Origin of the sequence: Bradyrhizobium sp. (assembly GCF_035484855.1) — a bacterium.
Taxonomy (GTDB): Bacteria; Pseudomonadota; Alphaproteobacteria; order Rhizobiales; family Xanthobacteraceae; genus Bradyrhizobium.
This window is the reverse complement of sequence record NZ_DATHOP010000183.1, coordinates 1-19,691: the sequence shown is the minus strand read 5'-3', so window position 1 is coordinate 19,691 and position 19,691 is coordinate 1. Positions and strand designations below refer to the sequence as shown.

General features: G+C 64.0%; 18 protein-coding genes. 8 read left to right on the top strand and 10 right to left on the bottom strand.

Annotated elements, in window-relative coordinates:
• Positions 1-165 precede the first annotated feature (165 nt).
• The 3 genes from VK804_RS20755 (at position 166) to VK804_RS20745 (ending at position 1,937) form a co-directional block, all read left to right on the top strand.
• The gene (locus VK804_RS20755) at positions 166-846 is read left to right on the top strand and encodes a transglycosylase domain-containing protein (protein ID WP_325373695.1); all 681 of its coding nucleotides are present in this window, start codon (positions 166-168) and stop codon (positions 844-846) included.
• A gap of 160 nt (positions 847-1,006) precedes the next feature.
• The gene (gene rpmF, locus VK804_RS20750) at positions 1,007-1,189 is read left to right on the top strand and encodes a 50S ribosomal protein L32 (protein ID WP_324136629.1); all 183 of its coding nucleotides are present in this window, start codon (positions 1,007-1,009) and stop codon (positions 1,187-1,189) included.
• Between the two features lie 142 nt (positions 1,190-1,331).
• A complete protein-coding gene (locus VK804_RS20745; RefSeq protein WP_414642820.1) occupies positions 1,332-1,937 on the top strand; it encodes a hypothetical protein in 606 nt (201 codons plus the stop codon).
• 78 nt (positions 1,938-2,015) lie between these two features.
• Here the strand turns inward: VK804_RS20745 and VK804_RS20740 are convergent, their stop codons facing one another.
• The 3 genes from VK804_RS20740 to VK804_RS20730 form a co-directional block, all read right to left on the bottom strand.
• Positions 2,016-3,011: an N-acetylmuramoyl-L-alanine amidase gene (locus VK804_RS20740; protein ID WP_325373689.1), complete on the bottom strand. Its 996-nt coding sequence runs from the start codon at positions 3,009-3,011 to the stop codon at positions 2,016-2,018.
• 148 nt (positions 3,012-3,159) lie between these two features.
• Entirely contained in the window at positions 3,160-4,173 is a 1,014-nt protein-coding gene (locus VK804_RS20735) for a hypothetical protein (protein ID WP_325373687.1), read from the bottom strand.
• Positions 4,174-4,608: 435 nt separating this feature from the next.
• On the bottom strand, positions 4,609-4,902 hold the full coding sequence (locus tag VK804_RS20730) for a hypothetical protein (protein WP_414642819.1): 294 nt from the start codon (positions 4,900-4,902) through the stop codon (positions 4,609-4,611).
• Between the two features lie 209 nt (positions 4,903-5,111).
• Here VK804_RS20730 and VK804_RS20725 point away from each other — a divergent pair, with 209 nt between their 5' ends.
• Positions 5,112-6,806 (top strand): bifunctional diguanylate cyclase/phosphodiesterase, encoded by a 1,695-nt coding sequence (locus VK804_RS20725; RefSeq protein ID WP_325373685.1) that lies wholly within the window; start codon positions 5,112-5,114, stop codon positions 6,804-6,806.
• A 128-nt stretch (positions 6,807-6,934) separates the two neighbouring features.
• Here the strand turns inward: VK804_RS20725 and phaR are convergent, their stop codons facing one another.
• Positions 6,935-7,534 carry a polyhydroxyalkanoate synthesis repressor PhaR gene (gene phaR / locus VK804_RS20720; RefSeq protein WP_325373683.1) on the bottom strand — a complete coding sequence of 200 codons (600 nt, stop codon included), beginning with the start codon at positions 7,532-7,534 and terminating at the stop codon, positions 6,935-6,937.
• A 321-nt stretch (positions 7,535-7,855) separates the two neighbouring features.
• On the opposite strand from phaR, the gene VK804_RS20715 reads away from it, so the two are divergent.
• The 3 genes from VK804_RS20715 to VK804_RS20705 all read left to right on the top strand — a co-directional run bounded on the left by VK804_RS20715 (position 7,856) and on the right by VK804_RS20705 (position 10,980).
• Positions 7,856-9,034, top strand: a complete 1,179-nt coding sequence (locus VK804_RS20715) for an acetyl-CoA C-acetyltransferase (protein ID WP_325373681.1) — start codon at positions 7,856-7,858, stop codon at positions 9,032-9,034.
• A 169-nt stretch (positions 9,035-9,203) separates the two neighbouring features.
• A complete protein-coding gene (phbB, locus tag VK804_RS20710) occupies positions 9,204-9,929 on the top strand; it encodes an acetoacetyl-CoA reductase (RefSeq protein WP_325373679.1) in 726 nt (241 codons plus the stop codon).
• Positions 9,930-10,116: 187 nt separating this feature from the next.
• Positions 10,117-10,980 (top strand): DMT family transporter, encoded by an 864-nt coding sequence (locus tag VK804_RS20705; protein ID WP_325373677.1) that lies wholly within the window; start codon positions 10,117-10,119, stop codon positions 10,978-10,980.
• A gap of 98 nt (positions 10,981-11,078) precedes the next feature.
• On the opposite strand, the gene VK804_RS20700 is transcribed toward VK804_RS20705, so the two are convergent.
• Together VK804_RS20700 and gloB are read right to left on the bottom strand one after the other, a co-directional pair.
• Positions 11,079-11,507, bottom strand: a complete 429-nt coding sequence (locus VK804_RS20700; protein WP_325373675.1) for a cupin domain-containing protein — start codon at positions 11,505-11,507, stop codon at positions 11,079-11,081.
• A gap of 18 nt (positions 11,508-11,525) precedes the next feature.
• Positions 11,526-12,293, bottom strand: coding sequence for a hydroxyacylglutathione hydrolase (gene gloB / locus VK804_RS20695; RefSeq protein ID WP_325373673.1), 768 nt, complete (start codon positions 12,291-12,293; stop codon positions 11,526-11,528).
• A gap of 130 nt (positions 12,294-12,423) precedes the next feature.
• Here gloB and VK804_RS20690 point away from each other — a divergent pair, with 130 nt between their 5' ends.
• On the top strand, positions 12,424-13,167 hold the full coding sequence (locus tag VK804_RS20690) for a methyltransferase domain-containing protein (RefSeq protein WP_325373670.1): 744 nt from the start codon (positions 12,424-12,426) through the stop codon (positions 13,165-13,167).
• Positions 13,168-13,488: 321 nt separating this feature from the next.
• Here the strand turns inward: VK804_RS20690 and VK804_RS20685 are convergent, their stop codons facing one another.
• The 4 genes from VK804_RS20685 to ptsP form a co-directional block, all read right to left on the bottom strand.
• Complete coding sequence (locus VK804_RS20685; RefSeq protein WP_325373668.1) at positions 13,489-14,268, bottom strand: DUF4167 domain-containing protein; 780 nt, start codon at positions 14,266-14,268, stop codon at positions 13,489-13,491.
• Between the two features lie 556 nt (positions 14,269-14,824).
• Positions 14,825-15,694, bottom strand: a complete 870-nt coding sequence (prmC, locus tag VK804_RS20680) for a peptide chain release factor N(5)-glutamine methyltransferase (protein ID WP_325373666.1) — start codon at positions 15,692-15,694, stop codon at positions 14,825-14,827.
• Positions 15,695-15,830: 136 nt separating this feature from the next.
• A complete protein-coding gene (gene prfA / locus VK804_RS20675; RefSeq protein ID WP_325373664.1) occupies positions 15,831-16,916 on the bottom strand; it encodes a peptide chain release factor 1 in 1,086 nt (361 codons plus the stop codon).
• Positions 16,917-16,972: 56 nt separating this feature from the next.
• The gene (gene ptsP / locus VK804_RS20670) at positions 16,973-19,240 is read right to left on the bottom strand and encodes a phosphoenolpyruvate--protein phosphotransferase (RefSeq protein WP_325373662.1); all 2,268 of its coding nucleotides are present in this window, start codon (positions 19,238-19,240) and stop codon (positions 16,973-16,975) included.
• Between the last annotated feature and the right edge of the window lie 451 nt (positions 19,241-19,691).

The following is a 19,691-nucleotide window of genomic DNA, read 5'->3' as shown; positions in this document are numbered from 1 at the left end:
CCTGGTCGGGTCGGCCGGGACAATCGTTGATGGCACGGGCTTCGTCAATTCCGCTTCGAGGGGCTGGTTTTCGCCTTGAAACCGCTGGAAAAGACAGCAAATCATTGAAACATACCGGTCGAGCCCGCGCCCCACGCCCATCGCCTCGAACCAGAAACCCCGATTTTGCGCATTGTCCGAAATCTGTTGCTGATCGCGCTGGCCTTGCTGCTGTTGCCCTATCTGGTGGCGCCGTTCTATCGGGCCGGCCATCCGGTCTCGACACTGATGGCCTGGCGCTATTTGACCGGCGCGCCGGTGTTGCGGCAATGGGTCGATATCGGCGCGGTCTCACCCTATTTGCCGCGCTCGGTGGTAGCCGCGGAGGATGCGAATTTCTGCCGTCATCACGGCATCGACTTTGGCGCGCTGCGCGAGGTGATCGACGACGCCGAGGAGGAGGGCGAGGTCACGCGCGGCGGTTCCACCATCACCCAGCAGGTGGCCAAGAATCTGTTCCTCTGGCAGGGGCGCAGCGTGGTCCGCAAGGCGCTGGAGTTTCCGCTGGCGTTGTGGATCGACCTGGTGCTGCCGAAGCATCGGATTCTCGAAATCTATCTCAACATCGCCGAGCTTGGCCCCTCCGGCCAGTTCGGCGCGCAGGCCGGGGCGACCTACGCCTTCGGCCACCCGGCATCGTCGCTGAGCCCGCGCGAGGCGGCGCTGCTGGCGGCGAGCTTGCCCAACCCGGTCAAGCGCAGCGCCCGCAATCCCGGTCCCGGGATGCGGCGTCTGGCCGGGATCTACATGGCCCGGGCGCAGGCCCAGAGCCCGCAGCGTTGCTGGAGTGAAAATCGTGCTTTTTGAGCCAATTTTGGGCCGTTTTGACGGGTTGCAGCCCTAGCCTTACGCCATCCCATCCTCTATAAGCGCGGCCTTACCGGCATTCAGCTCGCGCGCCAAAAACGCTGCAGCCGTCCATTTTCCGGACGATGCCTCGACCACGACACCCCTAGAGGACCTCGACATGGCCGTTCCCAGAAGAAAAACGTCGCCCTCGCGCCGTGGCATGCGCCGCTCGGCGGACGCGCTGAAGAAGCCGACCTATGCCGAGGACAAGGATTCCGGCGAGCTGCGCCGCCCGCACCATCTCGACCTGAAGAGTGGCATGTACAAGGGCCGCCAGGTGCTGAAGAAGAAGGAATCCTGACCCCAGCGAAAAGGCGCGCCGTCCCGACGGCGCTGCCTGAATTCGGCCAACGAGTAAGGTAAGACGGTTTCCAGCGGCGAATCCCAAAACTTCGCCCCAGATATCCCGGTTCTCTTGCTTGATAGAAGGCTTGCCGATGTCCATGGTCGGTTTCCCGCTGCTTCTGATTCCGCTCGCGATCTACAACATCGTCGTCTTCCTGATGCCCGGCGTCAGCTTCGATGCGCCGCTGTTCACGCTGACGCTGATGTCCGGCGCGGCATGGCCGGTGACGCTGAGCGATGTCCTGCTGGCGCTCGGCATCGTGCTGCTGCTGCTCGAAGTCATAAAGGGGGCGCGCCCCGGCGCGAAATTCCTCACCGATCATCTGCTCTCGTTGATCGTGTTCGGCGCCGCGGCGGCCGAATTCCTGCTGTGGCCGAAGTTCAACAGCTCGACCTATTTCCTGCTGGCGCTGTTGTCGCTGTCGGATTTCCTGTCGGGAATTGCGCTGCGCGCCCGGCGCGGCAAGGTGGCATCGGCCGCGGTCGCAAGACCTGCCGCCCCAATGCCGGCCCCCGAGCCTCGATTCGATCCCGCGCCCGCTCCCCAGGCCCCCGTCGCCGAATCCGCGCCGCCGGATCGTGTCGAGCCGAAAATGACGCCAGTCGAGACCGCGCCTCCTCCGGCACCCTCGCCGGAGGTGCCGTCGCCGGGACTGCAGCCCAGCGAAGGCTCATCGCCGCCGCCGGAAGCGCCTTCGCGCTAACGCTTCCACCATCAGCGTGTTGGCTTTTCGTTGGATATCAGACGCCGCCGGCATCAACGGGCGCAGGATGGTGCACCATCAGGGCGGATCCGGGTTGGCCCTTCGGGCATCGCAGAATTCCTTCACCGCCGTCGTGACGCCGCTGCTGATGATGTCCTGCCGTTCGGGAGAGTCCATCATGAGCTCTTCGTCCCGGTTGCTGATCGAGCCTGCCTCCAGCAGGACGGCCGGCATCCGGGTCGTTCTCAGCACGACGAGCTGATCGTAGCTATAGACGCCGGTTTCCTTGTTCAGCAGCGGGTGCTGGTAGCGTCCCATGATGGCTTGCGAATATTGCCGGGCATATTGCAGGCCCTTCGCTTTCATTTCCTTGGCCACCAGTTCGGCGAAAGCAAGGCTCGTCGCAAAATCCGGATTGTCGCGGGAGACGAAAACGGAATAGCCGCTGAAGCGGTCGCTGAAATGACTTTTCTTGCCCTCGAATTCCCAGTTCTCGAGGAATTTGTTGGGCACGGAGTCATGGTGGATCGACAGGAAGAGATCCGCGTGCAGATCGTTGGCCGCGGTGACGCGCTTGACGAGACTCCGCCTGGCCTTGCCCGCGGTTACCAGAAGCCTGGTCTCGGCGAAGCCCGCGGCCTTCAGCTTTTCTTCGATCTGCCGCGCAAGGCGCAGGTTGAAGACGAACTCGGCGACGTTGCGGGCGCTGGTCGCGCCCTCCGATTCGGCGGTATGTCCGACATCCAGCACAAGGCGGAATTTGGCAGGATCGCATGTTGTCGCGGCCGGTTTCGAAGCCGAAGACTTCGAGGTCGCCGGCCTTAGGGCAGGCGGCCTTGCTGCGTGGGATGTTCGCGGGGCAGCAGACCTCGCCGAGGCGGCTGCCCGCGGCGCGACGGCGTGCTTTTGCGATTTGTCTGTCTTTGGCGGGCCCTTGAAGAAATCCGACAGCCAGCCGGCATTGCCGGCCTCGATCGGCAAAACCACCAATGCTGCCATCGCGACGATGATGGTACGGCGGCGGGACCAAACGCCGAAGCTCGGCCGGCTGAATTTTCTCCCTGACGACAGCAATTCCTGCTTTCCCCGGAGCGAAGCTCCATCCACGCTTCATGACAGCGCCGGATCATGAACCATAAGCGGCTGGAAATAAACCAGCGGCAGACGGAGGGCATCGATATCATGGCACGACGCGCTTCGCGGCCACCGACTCGACGGCACGTCAACCCTTTTGTCCCGCTTTGATCTCGTCGAATCTGGCAAGCGCGCGTTCGAATTTGTCGTTGAAGAGCCACATCGCATCGAGAATCTCGCGGAAGGTTGCGGACGTTCTCGCCCTGTCAGCCTGTCCGAAGGCGAAGATGCTGTTGTTTCGCAGATATCCCATGATCGTCGGGTCGGAAACCCGATAGCTGAGCAAATTGCCCGACCTCAGGGCGGACTTGGTCGGAGCGGGAATGATCTGTATCAGTTCAAAGAGCTTTATTTGATCGATCGGATTCGGCAGGGTTTTCGCAATCGCCGCTATTTGCGGGAAAAGCTCTGCGTGGGCGTTCATGAGGCCGTCGCGCACGGCGGTCCAGTGATTGAACCGATGATCCAGATTGCCGACCCGCGCCTCCTCCCTGTCGTCGCGAAGGCTCAGTGCGGGATCAAGGGCTGCTATCGACTTCTTTATCGCGGCCCACTTCCCACGGCCGTTTTGATCCTCCGATGGGCCGGTTTGAAAACTTCCCTTGTATTTGTTCGAGCGCGCATTGCCGACGTTTTGCTTGCCGTTGGTCTCGGCAAAGAACATCCCGAGCGAGATGCGGCCTGCCGCTTCGGCATTCGTCTCGTCAAGACCCCTGGCTCGCGCGATGGCAATCGCCAGATCGACAACGTCCTTGAATGGAGTATCCGATTTTTGCGCGTTGGCGGGAGGCGCATCCATCAGGTCGAACAGGCTGGTGTATTCGTCGAGCAGCGGCTCACGCTCCGCGTCAAAATACGCCGGCGGGATTGCGAACTTGTTGGGCCGTCCGACCCTGGACGGAAGTGCGTCGGTGAGGTCCTTGTAGGCGCTCATCATGCCGTTGCGCGCCAAATATAGCGCCTGTCCCGGCAAGTTCGGCAATGGTCGATCCAAGATCTGTGCGCGCCGTTGCCCCAGGATCCGCTCGAAATTCGCTACTGCATGGTTGTACCTGTCGAGTGCATCCGATTGTCGTTTTGCGAGCGTGCCCGGCTCGGCCATGGCGGTCGACATCGAGCCGAGATTGCCGATAACGGCCAGGACCAGCGTGTCGATGGCAATCGTAACCAGGGGCACGAGGAAGAGTCCGAGCGCAAGAACTGCCGTGGGCGCAGCGGTACGATTGTTTATCCCCATCGCAGTTCCCCTGCTCGGGGTTCACCGGATACTATTCACTCGATCGTAAGCGGCAAACCCCGAAAGCGCCAATTCCGGTGCAACCAGATATCCGATTCTTCGAGTCCATGGTCACGCTCATGGGCATCCGCGCCGCCGGCAACCGATCGCGGCCTGGGGCCGCCCTGCAGGCCCTGCTCGCCGGTGCCACACTTGCCGTCAATTCCAACAGCAAAGACCGGGCAAACGGGCCTTGAGGGACGTGAGAGGGAACGATGAAGCTCGCTGCGTTGGCGAATTGAACCGGACGGGAAACAGGTCCTAGATGATTTGCCGGGTCAGGATGCCCGCGCCATGCACGGGGCGCCGATTCGCGCTATAGGCGGCCTGCGCATCGGTCGGCGACGCCCGCCGCAGGCCGCAAGTCTGCGGCGCATGCTGGGCGGTGGCGATCAGCTGGGTGACGAAGTCGGCCCGCGATTTCGGCTGGTCCGGCACGCGCGACCACTGCACGGTCGGCACCACCGGCACCAGCGCCATGCAGGCGGGCTTTTCGCCGCCAACGGCGCCGTCATCCGCTGTCTGTGCTGGTTCGCCGTTGACTGACATTGCCACTCGAGATCCGCCAAAGCTGTCGCGTTTTGGGACGAGGTATCCCGCTTTCATCTCTTTGTCGCAAGGACCATGCCAATGCGGCCGGCTTCGTTCCCGGCATCTTGCGATTGTGGTTTCCGGAATATTTATGAACTTTGCCTAGGGTGAGCGCCGCTACTGGCAGTATTCTAAAGAGGCGGGAATCACCCGTGTCCTGAAACGAGGCGACCGTGACATCCGCTCTCCCCAAAGCGTCCACCATCCTGGCTTCGCTCGGGCAAGCCGCCTTCGTCTGGGACCTCGCAACCGATGCGATCGTCTGGAGCGAGCAGGCCAATGCGGTGTTTTCGGATATCCCGGCAGCCTCGCTTGCAAGCGGCGCGGAGTTTTCCAGACTGATCGAACCGCAGCGTTCGATCCGCACCGAGGCGCTGTCGCATTCAGCCCCCGCCAAGCGCGGGGAGGGCGCACCCTACCGGATCGAATATGGCGTGCGGACCTCGACCTCGGAGCCGGTGCTCTGGATCGAGGAAACCGGCTGCTGGTTCGCCGGTCCCGACGGCAAGCCGGCGCAGGCGCAAGGCATCGTCCGCATCAACAATGAGCGCCACGCCCGCGACGAACAGTTGCTGCGGCTGTCGCGGCACGATCCCCTGACCGGCGAACTCAATCGCACCCATTTGATCGCCGCGCTGGCCGAGGCGATCGAGGAAGCCACGCGCTTCCGTACGTCCTGCGCCTTCATGCTGATCGGCATCGATCACCTGGCGCGGATCAACGACGCCTTCGGTTTCGACGTCGCCGACGCGGTGATCTCGGAAGTGGCGCGGCGCATTCGCCTCCGCCTGCGCGGCGGCGACGTTCTCGGCCGCTTCTCCGGCAACAAGTTCGGACTGGTGCTGAAGAACTGCACTGTCGACGACATGAACGTCGCGGCCGAGCGGTTTCTCGCCGGCATCCGCGACGAGGTGGTGCCGACCAATTCCGGGCCGGTCTCCGTCACCGCCTCGATCGGCGCGGTCAGCGTGCCGCGCTATGCGCGCAACGCCAACGAGGCCATCAACCGCGCCCACGAGACGCTGGACGGCGCCAAACACCGCCGCGCCGGCTCGTTCGCGCTGTGGCGCCCGAATGTCGAACGCGACGCCCAGCGCAAGGTCAATATCCGCGTCACCGACGAGATCGTCACCGCGCTCAACGAGCGCCGCATCGTGATGGCGTTCGAACCGGTGGTGGAGGCGGCCTCGCGCGTGACCTCGTTCTACGAATGCCTGATCCGGATGGAGCAGGATGACGGCCGGATGCTGCTGGCGCCCGACATCGTGCCGGTGGCGGAGAAACTCGGCCTGATCCGCCTGGTCGATCACCGCGTGCTCGAGCTCGTGGTGGCCGAACTCGCCGCGTCCCCCAACGTGCAGCTTTCCCTCAACATCTCGCCCGAGACCACGATGGACCCGGACTGGTGGGGCTCGATCGAATCCTTGATGCACGCCCATCCCGGCGTTGCCGAACGGCTGATCGTGGAGATCACCGAAACCGTGGCGATCCAGGATATCGACGATTTGCGCGGCTTCGTCACCCGCCTGAAGAATTTCGGCAGCCGGATCGCGATCGACGATTTCGGCGCCGGCTACACGTCGTTCCGCAATCTGCGCAAGCTCGGCGTCGATATCGTGAAGATCGATGGCGCCTTCGTGCAGAACATCGCGCGCTCGGCGGACGACCGCGCCTTCGTGCAGACGCTGATCGATTTGGCGCGGCGGCTCGACATCAAGACGGTCGCCGAATGGGTGCAGGACGAGGAGTCAGGCCTGATGCTGCGCGACTGGGGCTGCGACTACATCCAGGGCCGGCTGATCGGGCTTGCCTCGTCGGAGCGGCCTTGGGGTGCTGTGGCTGAAACGGTGTTGCCCGCGGCGGGCTAACTGTCGTCCCTGCGAACGCAGGGACCCATAACCACCAGCTTCGGTTGTTGCGCGCAAGCCGTCGAACAGCGTCTCTCAAAACGAAGGGCCGCGGAGTATGGGTCCCTGCGTTCGCAGGGACGACAAGATCACTCTTCCTTCTTCGGCTCTTTCGACATCCGCTCGAGCCGCTCCTGCATGTCCTTCATCTGGCGGCGCAGATCGTCGATGTTGGCTTCATCCGCCGCAGGCTCCGCGATCTTTTCCGGTTCGGCGCTCACCGTTCCGCCGCGCGGCGGCACGAACGGCTTGAACATCGAAAAGGTCTGCTGGAACAGTTCCATGTTGCGGCGGACATGTTCTTCGAGCGGCGCGAACGGCGTGCCGGAAAAAGTGTTGGTCAGCTGCTTGCGGAATTTTTCCTGCTCGCGCGTCAGCGAGTCGATCGCCTGCTCGAGATATTTCGGTACCACCATCTGCATGCTGTCGCCGTAGAAGCGGATCAGCTGGCGCAGGAAGGTGGTCGGCAGCAGGTTCTGGCCGGCCTTGTTTTCCTGTTCGAAGATGATCTGCGCCAATACCGAGCGGGTGATGTCGTCGCCGGTCTTGGCGTCATAGACGAGGAAGTCCTCGCCGTCTTTCACCATCGAGGCGAGATCCTCGAGCGTCACATAGGTGCTGGTGCCGGTATTATAGAGCCGCCGGTTCGCATATTTCTTGATGGTTGTAGGCTGGTCAGATTTCGCCATGGGGGCTCACACATGCTCACCGGGGACAAGGAACCCGACGGCCTCGCCGTGGGCTAACAGCAACGCAACGCAACAAAGTAAGCATTTTCAATGCGGTTCCGCTACCGTTTTGTGCGGCACGGTTAATTCCAAAGCATAGGCACTGCTCAGGAAACTGCCAAGAACGTTATTTTGAATGCGCCGCGGCGAGATTTCGGCCCCGAGCCGATTGACATGCCTCGACTCCGTTAACAGGATGGGGCGAGAGACTGGCCCGCCAATCCGGCCGCCCGCCGTCAAAGAATTCCAAAAGCCCCAGCGCTTCAACCCCAGGAGATGTCCATGTCAGACGATGTCGTCATCGTCAGCGCCGCCCGCACCCCGGTCGGAAGTTTCAACGGTGCGTTCGCCACCCTGCCGGCCCACGATCTCGGTGCCGTCGCCATCAGGGCCGCGCTGGAGCGGGCAGGGGTCGAGCCCGGCCGCGTCTCTGAAGTGATCATGGGCCAGATCCTGACCGCGGCGCAGGGCCAGAACCCGGCCCGCCAGGCCTCGATCGCTGCCGGCATCCCGGTGGAAAGCCCGGCCTGGGGCGTCAACCAGCTGTGCGGGAGCGGCCTGCGCACCGTGGCGCTGGGCTACCAGGCGCTGCTCAACGGCGATTCCGAGATCGTGGTCGCCGGCGGCCAGGAATCCATGAGCATGGCCCCGCACGCGCAATATCTGCGCGCCGGCACCAAAATGGGCCCGATCGAATTCGTCGACACCATGATCAAGGACGGGCTGTGGGACGCCTTCAATGGCTACCACATGGGCAATACCGCCGAAAACGTCGCCCGGCAGTACCAGATCACCCGCTCGCAGCAGGACGAGTTCGCGGTGGCCTCGCAGAACAAGGCCGAGGCCGCGCAGAAGGCCGGCAAGTTCAAGGACGAGATCGTCCCGGTTACCATCAAGACCCGCAAGGGCGATATCGTCGTCAGCGATGACGAATATCCGCGCCACGGCGCAACCCTGGATGCGATGGCCAAGCTGAAGCCGGCGTTCGAGAAGGACGGCACGGTGACCGCCGGTTCCGCTTCGGGCATCAATGACGGCGCCGCCGCGGTGGTGCTGATGACCGCCAAGCAGGCCGCCAAGGAAGGCAAGAAGGTGCTGGGCCGCATCGTGTCCTGGGGCCAGGCCGGCGTCGATCCCAAGATCATGGGCACCGGGCCGATTCCCGCCTCGCGCGCGGCGCTGAAGAAGGCCGGCTGGAGCATCGGCGACCTCGACCTGATCGAGGCCAATGAGGCCTTCGCCGCGCAGGCCTGCGCCGTCAACAAGGACCTCGGCTGGGATACCTCCAAGGTCAACGTCAATGGCGGCGCGATCGCGATCGGCCATCCGGTCGGTGCCTCCGGCGCGCGCGTGCTGGTGACGCTGCTGCACGAGATGCAGAAGCGCGACGCCAAGAAGGGCCTCGCCACGCTGTGCATCGGCGGCGGCATGGGCATTGCGATGTGCATTGCACGCGATTAAGCGTGCAGCGCGGCGTGATGAAAAGATCATCTCGCAACCGCAGAAGTTTTCGCTGATAAGAAACGCCCGGCATTGCCGGGCGTTTTGTTCTTGATGTTGGTCAAACGGCCCGCATAATTCGAAGCTAAATAAAAAACACAGTCCGGAAACGCCAAGGGAAGGAATAGACATGGCACGTGTTGCGTTGGTGACGGGAGGAACGCGGGGCATTGGGGCGGCGATCAGCAAGGCGCTGAAGGCCGCCGGCTACAAGGTCGCCGCCAGCTATGCCGGCAATGACGCCGCGGCGGAAAAGTTCAAGGCCGAGACCGGCATTCCCGTCTACAAATGGGACGTCAGCTCGTTCGACGCCTGCGCGGCCGGCGTCAAGCAGGTCGAGGCCGATCTCGGCCCGGTCGATGTGCTGGTCAACAACGCCGGTATCACCCGGGACGGCGCGTTCCACAAGATGACGCTGGAAGCTTGGAACGCGGTCATCAATACCAATCTCGGCTCGCTGTTCAACATGACGCGCCAGGTGATCGAGGGCATGCGCGCCCGCAAATTCGGACGGGTCATCAACATCTCCTCGGTCAACGGCCAGAAGGGGCAGTTCGGCCAGGTCAATTATTCCGCGGCCAAGGCCGGCGACGTCGGCTTCACCAAGGCGCTCGCGCTGGAGAATGCCAAGGGCGGCATCACCGTGAACGCGATCTGCCCGGGCTATATCAACACCGAGATGGTTCAGGCGGTGCCGAAGGAGGTGCTGGAGAAGAGTATCCTGCCGCTGATCCCGGTCGGCCGCCTCGGCGAACCCGACGAGGTCGCCCGTGCGGTCGTGTTCCTCGCCGCCGACGAAGCCGGCGCCATCACTGGCTCGACGCTAACCATCAATGGCGGGCAGTATATGATTTGATCGACGCGTCATCGTCGCGGCCACGGACGAGTCGTCATGCCCGGGCTTGTCCCGGGCATCCACGTCTTTACAACCTAACAACAAGCAAGACGTTGATGGCCGGGCATAGGCGAGCGGAAGCGACGCCGTCCTTCAGACGGCTATGCCCGGCCACGACGGTTCTTGTGTTCCCGTACACGCCGGATCAATGACCCCACGCGCCGCGACCTTGATCGGACTGACCGCGATCCTGATGTGGTCGCTGCTCGCCGGGCTGACGGTGGCGACGGGGAAGATTCCCGCCTTCCAGCTGGCGGCGATGACGTTTGCGATCGGCGCGCTGGTGGGGTTTTTGACCTTTATCGGGCGGCCGCAGGCCATCCGCGCCTTGCGGCAGCCGCCGATCGCGTGGATCGTCGGCGTCGGCGGCCTGTTCGGCTATCATGCGCTGTATTTCCTGGCGCTGCGCTTTGCGCCGCCGGCCGAAGCGGGGCTGTTGAATTATCTCTGGCCGTTGTTGATCGTGCTGTTCTCCTCAGCTCTGCCGGGCGAACGGCTGTTGCCGCATCACATCATCGGCGCGCTGCTGGGCCTGGCCGGCACCGTGCTGCTGTTTGCCGGCAATGCGAGCGGCGGCTTTGCGCCGGGCCAACTGCCCGGCCTGGCCGCGGCCTTCGTCGCGGCCTTTGTGTGGGCGACCTATTCGGTGATGTCGCGCAAGCTTAAATCGGTGCCGACCGACGCGGTCGCGGGATTCTGCGCCGCGACCGCACTGCTCGCGGCAGCGGTGCATGGGCTGATCGAGGTCACCGTCTGGCCGGAAACGCTGACGCAGTGGCTGGCGATAACGGCGCTCGGCATTGGCCCGGTCGGGGCTGCGTTCTACGCCTGGGACATCGGTATGAAGCGCGGCGACATCCGCGTGCTGGGGGCAGCCTCCTATGCGACGCCACTGCTCTCGACCGCGTTTCTGATCCTGGCGGGATTTGCCAGGCCGAGTGCAACGATTGCGATCGCCGCCGTGCTGATCGCCGGCGGCGGCCTGATCGCAGCGCGGGATATGTTCCGCTGACGGTGAATCGTAGGGTGGGCAAAGCGAAGTGTGCCCACCACCTTTAATCGACCCGAGAACTCAATGGTGGGCACGGCGCAAGCGCGCCTTTGCCCACCCTACGCTTCTGGCGTCCAACCCTTCGGCGCCAGCTCGAATTTCGCGAATTCGAATCCGGGCGCAACCGTGCATCCGACCAGCGTCCAGTCACCAGCGGTCTCGGCGGTCTGCCATGCATGCGCCGGCACGATGGCCTGCGGCCGTTCGCCGGCCGCGACGTCTGGTCCGAGCCGCACCGTATGTGCCGCGCCGCCGTCATGGGCGATCTGCAGCATCAGCGCGTGGCCTGCGTAATAATGCCAGATCTCGACGGCGTCGATGCGATGCCAGTGCGAAGGCGCGCCGCGCGCCAGCAGGTAATAGATCGCGGTGGAGAACGAGCGCCCGTTGGCGTCGGTGTGCTTGTCGCGAAAGGTCTCGCGATAATACCCGCCCTCGGGATGCGGCTTCAGTTCGAGTCGCGCGATGATGTCGGCTGCGCTCGGCATGGCTTTCCCGCTCATGCCCTAGGATTTGTTCTTGCGTTCGCGCAATTCGCCGAACACTTCCGCGGCGCCCGCGCCCTTCATGTGCAGTTTGACCGCGACCGACGGATCGTCGGCGCGCAGGAACACGTTGGCCTTTTTCTCCTCGCCGAGCGTCACCGGGATCGTCGGCTTGCCCTCGGCGCGCAGTTTCGTCACTTCCCCGGCGCGCGCCTGCAAGGCCGGATTGTCCGGCTCGACCGTGAGCGCGAATTTGACGTTGGCGGCGGTATATTCATGGCCGCAATAGAGTTTGAAATCGTCGGGCAGCGCGCGCAGCTTGAGCAGCGAATCCCACATCATCGGATAGTTGCCCTCGAACACCCGCCCGCAGCCGATCGAGAACAGCGTGTCGGCGGCGAACAGCGCCTTGTCGGTGTCGAACACATAGCTGACATGGTCGAGCGTGTGGCCCGGGGTTTCCAGCACGCGGGCCAACAGGCCGCCGACCTTGACGACGTCGCCCTGGCCGACCCGCAGATCGACATTGGCGATTTTTGTGGACTTGTCGTGGGGGGCAACGACGCGACAGCCGAACTTCTGCTTCAGCTCGGCGACGCCGCCGACATGGTCGTGGTGATGATGGGTGACGAGGATGTCGGTCAGCGTCCAGCCCTCGCGCTCCAATGCCTTGAGGATGGGGGCTGCTTCCGGCGCATCGATCGACGCGGTCGCCTGTGTCGCGGGGTCGTGAATCAGATAGCCGAAATTGTCGGAGAGGCAGGGGAACAGGCGAATCTCGGCGGCCATGATATCTCCGTCATCCAGTGGATCGGGGCGCCTTTGTGGCCCCTATAGCCATGAAATATGGCGTTAACGCATCGACGGCAATGCAATATTCCGGGACCCCTGGCGCGCGCCGGCGTGTTACATTGGTGTCATGACCATCGACGTCATCGACTTGCGCGATTTCTATTCGCAGCGCCTCGGTATCGTGGCGCGGCGGCTGATCAATCGCGGCATTCATGAACGCTGGCCGAGCGCCGAGGGCCAACGCGTGCTCGGCATCGGCTATCCCACCCCCTATCTCGGCCTGTTCCGCGAAGACTGCGAGCGCTGCATCGCCTTCATGCCGGCGGCCCAGGGGGTGCTGAAATGGCCGACGGCGCGGCCGACGCTCGCGGCGCTGGTCGATGAATTCTCGCTGCCGCTGCCGGATGCGTCCGTCGACCGCATCCTGCTGGTTCACGCGCTGGAAATCTCGGACGATCCCGAGGGACTGTTGCGCGAGGTCTGGCGGGTGCTGGCACCCTCCGGGCGGGTGATGGCGGTGATACCGAACCGGCGCGGGGTGTGGACGCGCACCGACACGACGCCGTTCGGCCACGGCCGGCCCTATTCGCGTTCGCAGATCACCCAATTGCTGCGCCAGACCTGGTTCACGCCGACGGGATGGGGCGAGGCCTTGTTCATGCCGCCGGTCGCCGGCGGCTGGTTCCTGCGCTCCGCGCTGGTGTGGGAGCGCGTCGGCGCGGCGCTGTCGCTGCCGTTCGCCGGCGTTCATATCGTGGAAGCCACCAAGCAGGTCTACCGCGCGATTCCCGCGCCGCGCGAGCGCACCCGGCTGATTCCGGCGCTGGAACCGGTGCTGGTGCCATCGTCGCTGCAGCGGGATGATGGATAGCTTCGTAGGGTGGGCAAAGCCAACGTGTCGCGCGAATGCGCGCCCGATGATAAACTCCGCGTGCCCACCGACTGATCTCATCCTGAACTCTGGACATGGTGGGCACGGCGCAAGCGCGCCTTTGCCCACCCTATCCGTGAGGCGAAGACAAACCTCATCCTGAGGACCTTGCCAACGGGTCCGCGCGGAGCGCGGCCCGCTGATAAACTCCGCAAGCGTCGCGAAGGATGGATGCTATGCACGGACTCGCGACCATCCTTCGAGACGCCGCGCAGATGCGCGGCTCCTCAGGATGAGGTCGGAAGTGTTTTCGACAGGGTCTTACTCGTTCCCCGGATTGAAATCGTCGCCGCCGGGGACGGCCGGCGCGGGCGCGAGGCCGTCGGGACGCGGACCGTGCGGGCGGCGGCGCCGCCGCGGAAATCGCTCGCCACCGGCTTCGAAACCACCGGGGGCGCTGTTGATCTGCGGCTGCGGGCCGGTGATGAAGGACGGCAGCCGGTCGACGCTGGCGTTATCGGGAATCACCGGTTGCGGCTGGGGTTGCAGCTGCGGTTGTGGCTGCGGCTGAAACTGCGGCTGCGGACGATGCTCGCGCTGGCCGCCATGTTCGCGCGGCTGATGCTGCTGTTGCTCGCGCGGCTGGTAAGGCTGGCCCTCGCGCTGGTGATCGCGCTGACCGTTGTCGCGCGGCACGAACGGCTGCTGCTGCACCGGGACGAAACCGGGCTCCTGGCCGAAATGCGAAAAGCTCTCGCCCTCGTCGTCGCCGTCCTCCGGGGCCATTTCATTGTCGGTGCGCGGCTGCGGCTGGTTCTGGCGGAACTGCTCCTGCGCTGCGGCGATCAGGCGGAAATAATGCTCGGCATGCTGGTAGTAGTTCTCGGCGGCGACGGGATCGCCGGAAGAGCGCGCGTCGCGCGCCAGCTGCACGTATTTCTCCGCGACGTGGGATGCGGTACCGCGGATCTTGATGTCGGGCCCGTTGGACTCGAACACCCGGGTCATCGGGTTCTGGCCGCGCCGGTTATTGTTGTTGTTATTGCCGTTGTTGTTGTTGTTCCGGTTACGCATCCGCTTGTTGTTCTGACCGTTTCTCATGTCTCGCCTTTATTCCAGCCCTGGAGTTAGTAGCCTTGGTTTCAGCCTTGGGTTCATCAGCCTTGGATTGGGGTCGTCATCGCTGCGCCGGAAGCGGCCCGCCTCAGGCGCGGCCTGATCACAGTGCAATTCAATTCCAGACAGGTTTTGCCGCATGTCGCCGTCAACAATGACGCGCTCCCCAACAGCCCGGCGGATGCCGCCGACTGCATCAAGTCATTCCGCCTGCCAAGACAAGAACTGCCAAGACAAGAACTGCCAAGACAAGCAAACGTTTCTCGCGTGAGTCTTCAAACGCAATATCAGGCTTTCGTTCGCTCTTGCGGTCGGAAGCAGCGCAGCTCTAAAAAAGCCATCGCGCTCAATTGGACCTGCGTTTTGGAACCTTTCACTCGGGGCGGGCTCTCGCGTTTCGAGAACTCTGGCCTCCACCCGCAATGTCCCTGTATCCTTTTGGGAAATCAACGGGGCCAGCAACCCTGGACCGATGTTGTGCACGGAACGTAGTCGCTCCCGGGGAATATTCCAAGTGGTTTTTTTAGCTCCCAATCGGGCTTTATGGGGGCGGTTTCCGGGCTGCCACGGCCCGGTCGATGCCGGCCAGGTCGGTCTTGGCAGCCCGCTCCCGTATTAACCCTGCTCCCTTCATCAAATCTTCAACGTCGCCGCTTTGGCCTTGCCCCACTTCCACGACCAGCGCTCCCTGTGGCTCGAGCAGCGGTGCGGCCTGCCGGATCAGCGCCCGATAGGCGTCGAGCCCGTCGGCGCCGCCGTCGAGCGCCGCAAGCGGATCGTGATTGCGGACTTCCCGGGCGAGACCGGCGATATCGGCCGAGCGGATATAGGGCGGATTGGCGACGATCAGGTCGAACGGGCCCGACAGCGCCGCCGCATAGTCGCAGGCGACGAAGGATGCGCGGTCCGCAAGCCCGAGATCGTTGGCGTTGCTGTGTGCTGTTTGTAACGCAAGCTCGCTGATGTCGGTGCCGACGCCATAGGCATCGGTCAGTTCCGACAACAACGCCAACAGAATTGCGCCCGAGCCGGTGCCGATATCGGCGATGCGCGGCCGGCGATTTTGGCGCGGCTCGGCGCGCAGCATCTCCAGCGCCAGTTCCACGACCGTTTCCGTGTCAGGCCGCGGCACCAGCGTCGCGGCGGAGAGTTTCAGTGGCAATCCCCAGAATTCCTTGCGCCCGAGAATGCGCGCGACCGGCTCGCCGGCCAGCCGGCGACGTGTGAATTCCTCGAGCCGCATCGATTCGTCCGGCGCAATTGGCCGGCTCGCCGCGGCGATCATGCCGGTGAGATCGAGATCGAGCACGGCACCGATCAGCATCCGCGCATCGAGTTCGGGAGTGTCGATCGCATGGGTTCGAAACCGCGCCGTCAGCGAACGTCGTGCGGATTCGATGGTTTGTCCCATCACACGTCGTCCCTGCGAAAGCAGGGACCCATACACCGTGACCTCACGATATGGGCGGCGTTTGAGACCTTCGATAACAACGATCGCCGGTGTTTATGGGTCCCTGCGTTCACAGGGACGACATCGAATTTGTTGCTCACGCCGCAGCACCCTGCGCGGCGAGCTGGGCGGCCTGGTGCTCGGTGGTCAGCGCATCGACCAACTCGCCCAGCGCCTCGCCCGCCATCACCTGCGGCAATTTATAGAGCGTCAGGTTGATGCGGTGATCGGTGACACGTCCTTGCGGGAAATTATAGGTGCGGATGCGCTCGCTGCGGTCGCCGGAGCCGACCTTCTCGCGGCGGTCGGCCGAGCGCGCCGCGTCGATGCGCTGGCGCTCGGCGTCGTAGATCCGCGAGCGCAGGATGTTCATGGCGGAGGCGCGATTCTTGTGCTGCGACCTGGAGTCCTGCATCATCACCACGATGCCGGTCGGAATGTGGGTGATGCGGATCGCCGATTCGGTCTTGTTGACGTGCTGGCCGCCGGCGCCCTGGGCGCGCATGGTCTCGATCCGCAAATCGTCCTGCTTGATGTCGACATCGACATCCTCGACTTCCGGCAGCACCGCGACCGTCGCCGCGGAGGTGTGAATCCGCCCTTGCGTCTCGGTGTCGGGCACGCGCTGCACTCGGTGCGCGCCGGATTCGAATTTCAGTTTCGCAAACGCGCCGCGGCCCTTAACCTCGGCGATGATTTCCTTGTAGCCGCCCATGGTGCCTTCGCTGGCCGAGATCACCTCGACCTTCCAGCCCTGCAAGGCCGCAAAGCGCTCATACATCCGGAACAGGTCGCCGGCGAACAGGGCGGCCTCGTCGCCGCCGGTGCCGGCGCGGATTTCCAGCACCACGTTGCGGTCGTCCATGGCGTCCTTGGGCAACAGCGCGAGCCGAATCTGCTGCGCCAGTTCGAGGCTGCGGGCTTTCAGCATCTCGCACTCGGCTTCCGCCATGCCGCGCATGTCAGGCTCGGTTGCGGGATCCGATATCAGCGCGTCGGTATCGGCGATCTCCTTTTCGACGGCGCGATAAGCTTTTACCGTTGATATCAGCGGATTGAGTTCGGCGAGCTCGCGCGTGATCCGGACATAGTCTTCCGAACCGAGCTGGGCGAGCAGCTGGTTCTCGAGCGAAGCGTGGTGCGCCAGCAGGATATCAAGTTTGGCTTCGGGGAGCATGGACATCAGATGGTCTCGAGTTTCGAAATGCAAAGGAGGCGAAGCGCGGGCAAACAGCCTCGCTACAACGACAGCCCCTCGGCCTCGGCGAATTCCGTCAGTTTCTGGCGGATCGATACGCTGCCGGAGGGCGCATCGAGCAGCGGCGCCATCATCGCCTCGGCCTTTTTGGCGTCGAGGTCGAGGATCAGCGCCTTGACCGGGCCGTGCGCGGTGGCCGACAGCGACAGCGAGCGGTAGCCGAGCGCGACCAGCGCCAGCGCGCCGATCGGCTTCGAGGCCATCTCGCCGCAGAGCGAAGCCGATTTCTTCGCCGCATTGGCCTTCTGCACGATCTCGCGCAACGCCCGCAGGATCGGCGCCGAGATGGTGTCGAACCGTTCGGAGACCTTTGCGTTGCCGCGGTCGACCGCGAACAGGAACTGGAACAAGTCGTTGGAGCCGACCGAGACGAAATCGACCTTCTTCAAGAGTTCGTCCATCTGATAGAGCAGCGCCGGCACTTCGACCATGGTGCCGACGTCGATGCGCTCGGGCAGCGCGTGGCCATGCTGGCGCAGGTAGGTCAATTCGCGCTCGACGATCGCCTTCGCCTGGTCGAATTCGGCGACTTCCGAGATCATCGGGAACATGATGCGCAGCGCGCGGCCGCCGCCGGCGCGCAACAGCGCCCGGATCTGGCCGCGCAACAGCCCGGGCCGATCGAGCCCGAGCCGGATCGCGCGCCAGCCCAGCGCCGGGTTTTCCTCGATCACGGTCTCCATATAGGGGAGTGCCTTGTCGCCGCCGATGTCGAGCGTGCGGAACGTCACCGGCTTGGAGCCCGCGGCGTCCAGCACCGCGCGATACAGCGCGAGCTGGTCGGAAGAGCGCGGCAGGCTCTGGCCGATCATGAACTGCAGCTCGGTGCGGAACAGCCCGATCCCGGCGCTGCCGGTGTCGTCGATATGCGGCAGGTCGATGGTCAGCCCGGCATTGATCATCAGTTCGATGCGCTGACCGTCCTTGGTGACGCAGGGCTTGTCGCGCAGCGCCGAATACTGCGCCTGGCGACGGGCGCGAAACCGCACCCGCTCCGCATAGGCCGATTCGATCTCGGCGGAGGGCCGCACATAGATCTCGCCGGAGGTGCCGTCGACGATGATGGCATCGCCAGGGTCGGCGATGCCGGGGGCGTTCGGCACCTCGCCGACCGCGGGAATGCCGAGTGCGCGCGCCACGATCGAGACGTGGGAATTGGCGGTGCCTTCCTCCAGCACCAGCCCGCGCAGCCGCTTGCGATCGTAGTCGAGCAGCGCCGCCGGCCCCATCGAGCGCGCGATCAGGATGGCGTTGTCGGGCAGCTGTTCCCGAGAAGGCGCGTGATCCTGCCCGACCAATTGCCGCATCAGGCGGTGGCCGAGGTCTTCGAGATCGTGCAGCCGGTCGCGCAAGTATGGATCGGTGGAACGCAGCATGCGGGCGCGGGTGTCGGATTGCACGCGCTCGACGGCGGCCTCCGCGGTCAGCCCGGTGGCGACCGCCTCGTGCAGCTTGTGCGACCAGCCGTGGTCGTTGGCGAACATCCGGTAGGCTTCCAGCACGTCACGGTGCTCGCCGCCCTCGGCGACGTCGCCTCGCTCCAGCATGCGGTCGAGGTCGGCGCGCAGTTTGGTCAGCGCCGCATCCAGCCGCTTGATTTCCTTCGGCAGGTCCTCGGCAATGTAATTGGTGATGACGACGCGGGGCTCGTGCAAAACGACATGGCCGAGCGCGATGCCGTCGGACAGGATGGCGCCGGTCTTGTGCTGCGAATGCCGCGCGGCAGGCTCCGCGCCGGGTTGCGCCAGCGCCGACAATTCGCCGGAGGCGATCATTTCCGCCAGCACCATGGCGGTGGTCTGCAGCGCCTCGACCTCTTCCTCGACATAGGTGCGCTTGGCGCGGTTCTGCACCACCAGCACGCCGAGCGTATTGCCGGCGCGCAGCACGGGAACGCCGAGGAACGAGTGGTAGATTTCCTCGCCGGTCTCCGGGCGGAACGAGAACGCCGGATGGCTTTGGGCGTCGCTCAAATTGAGAGGATTGGCTTCGCTGGCGACGAGGCCGACTAGGCCCTCATGCGAACTCAGCACGGTGCGGTGGACGGCGTCGCGGTTGAGGCCTTCGGTGGCGTAGAGTTCGAGTGTGTTGTCGACGCGCAGCACATAGACCGAGCAGACCTCCGCCACCATGTTGGCGGCGATCAGCACCACGATCTTGTCCAGCCGTTCCTGGGCCGAGACCTGCTCCGCCATGGTTTCGCGGAGCCGTCTCAACAAGACGCGGGGGCCTCCCGACGCGCTCCGCATGTGCCGACATCCTCCTCCGTCTGGCCAGCCCGCCGGGTGGCCGGCAACTGGCGTTAAACCCAGCAAAAACTACAATTTTATTCATTCGGCGCCGCCGCGAGCCTGCAATACCAGCCGAATCAGGATAGCCAAAACTGTGGCACAGTTTGCGGCAGCCCACCCATCAGGCCGTATAGCGAATCGAGCCTTGCTTTGCCAAGCAAAACGCCTGCCAGTGGGCATAACGTCTCCGTCAGCCCCATGCTGCGGTAGCTAAGGGAAATTCTTTCTAAAGATTGCTGATCGGATGTTGATTCTGTCGTGCAGCGGACTCGGTGCAACCTCTCCCGCTTGCGGGGGAGGTCGGATCGCATCGAAGATGCGATCCGGGTGGGGGAATGTCTCCGCGAACGCCAGCGTTCTGATCAGGCACCCCCACCCCAGCCCTCCCCCGCGAAGAGCAGGAGAGGGG

Coding starts and splice junctions, on each gene's coding strand:
- rpmF (WP_324136629.1), top strand. CDS start 1,007: ATGGCCGTTCCCAGAAGAAAAACGTCGCCCTCGCGCCGTGGCATGCGC.
- VK804_RS20745 (WP_414642820.1), top strand. CDS start 1,332: ATGGTCGGTTTCCCGCTGCTTCTGATTCCGCTCGCGATCTACAACATC.
- VK804_RS20735 (WP_325373687.1), bottom strand. CDS start 4,173: ATGGCCGAGCCGGGCACGCTCGCAAAACGACAATCGGATGCACTCGAC.
- phaR (WP_325373683.1), bottom strand. CDS start 7,534: ATGGCGAAATCTGACCAGCCTACAACCATCAAGAAATATGCGAACCGG.
- VK804_RS20715 (WP_325373681.1), top strand. CDS start 7,856: ATGTCAGACGATGTCGTCATCGTCAGCGCCGCCCGCACCCCGGTCGGA.
- phbB (WP_325373679.1), top strand. CDS start 9,204: ATGGCACGTGTTGCGTTGGTGACGGGAGGAACGCGGGGCATTGGGGCG.
- VK804_RS20705 (WP_325373677.1), top strand. CDS start 10,117: ATGACCCCACGCGCCGCGACCTTGATCGGACTGACCGCGATCCTGATG.
- VK804_RS20700 (WP_325373675.1), bottom strand. CDS start 11,507: ATGCCGAGCGCAGCCGACATCATCGCGCGACTCGAACTGAAGCCGCAT.
- gloB (WP_325373673.1), bottom strand. CDS start 12,293: ATGGCCGCCGAGATTCGCCTGTTCCCCTGCCTCTCCGACAATTTCGGC.
- VK804_RS20690 (WP_325373670.1), top strand. CDS start 12,424: ATGACCATCGACGTCATCGACTTGCGCGATTTCTATTCGCAGCGCCTC.
- VK804_RS20685 (WP_325373668.1), bottom strand. CDS start 14,268: ATGAGAAACGGTCAGAACAACAAGCGGATGCGTAACCGGAACAACAAC.
- prmC (WP_325373666.1), bottom strand. CDS start 15,694: ATGGGACAAACCATCGAATCCGCACGACGTTCGCTGACGGCGCGGTTT.
- prfA (WP_325373664.1), bottom strand. CDS start 16,916: ATGTCCATGCTCCCCGAAGCCAAACTTGATATCCTGCTGGCGCACCAC.
- ptsP (WP_325373662.1), bottom strand. CDS start 19,240: ATGCGGAGCGCGTCGGGAGGCCCCCGCGTCTTGTTGAGACGGCTCCGC.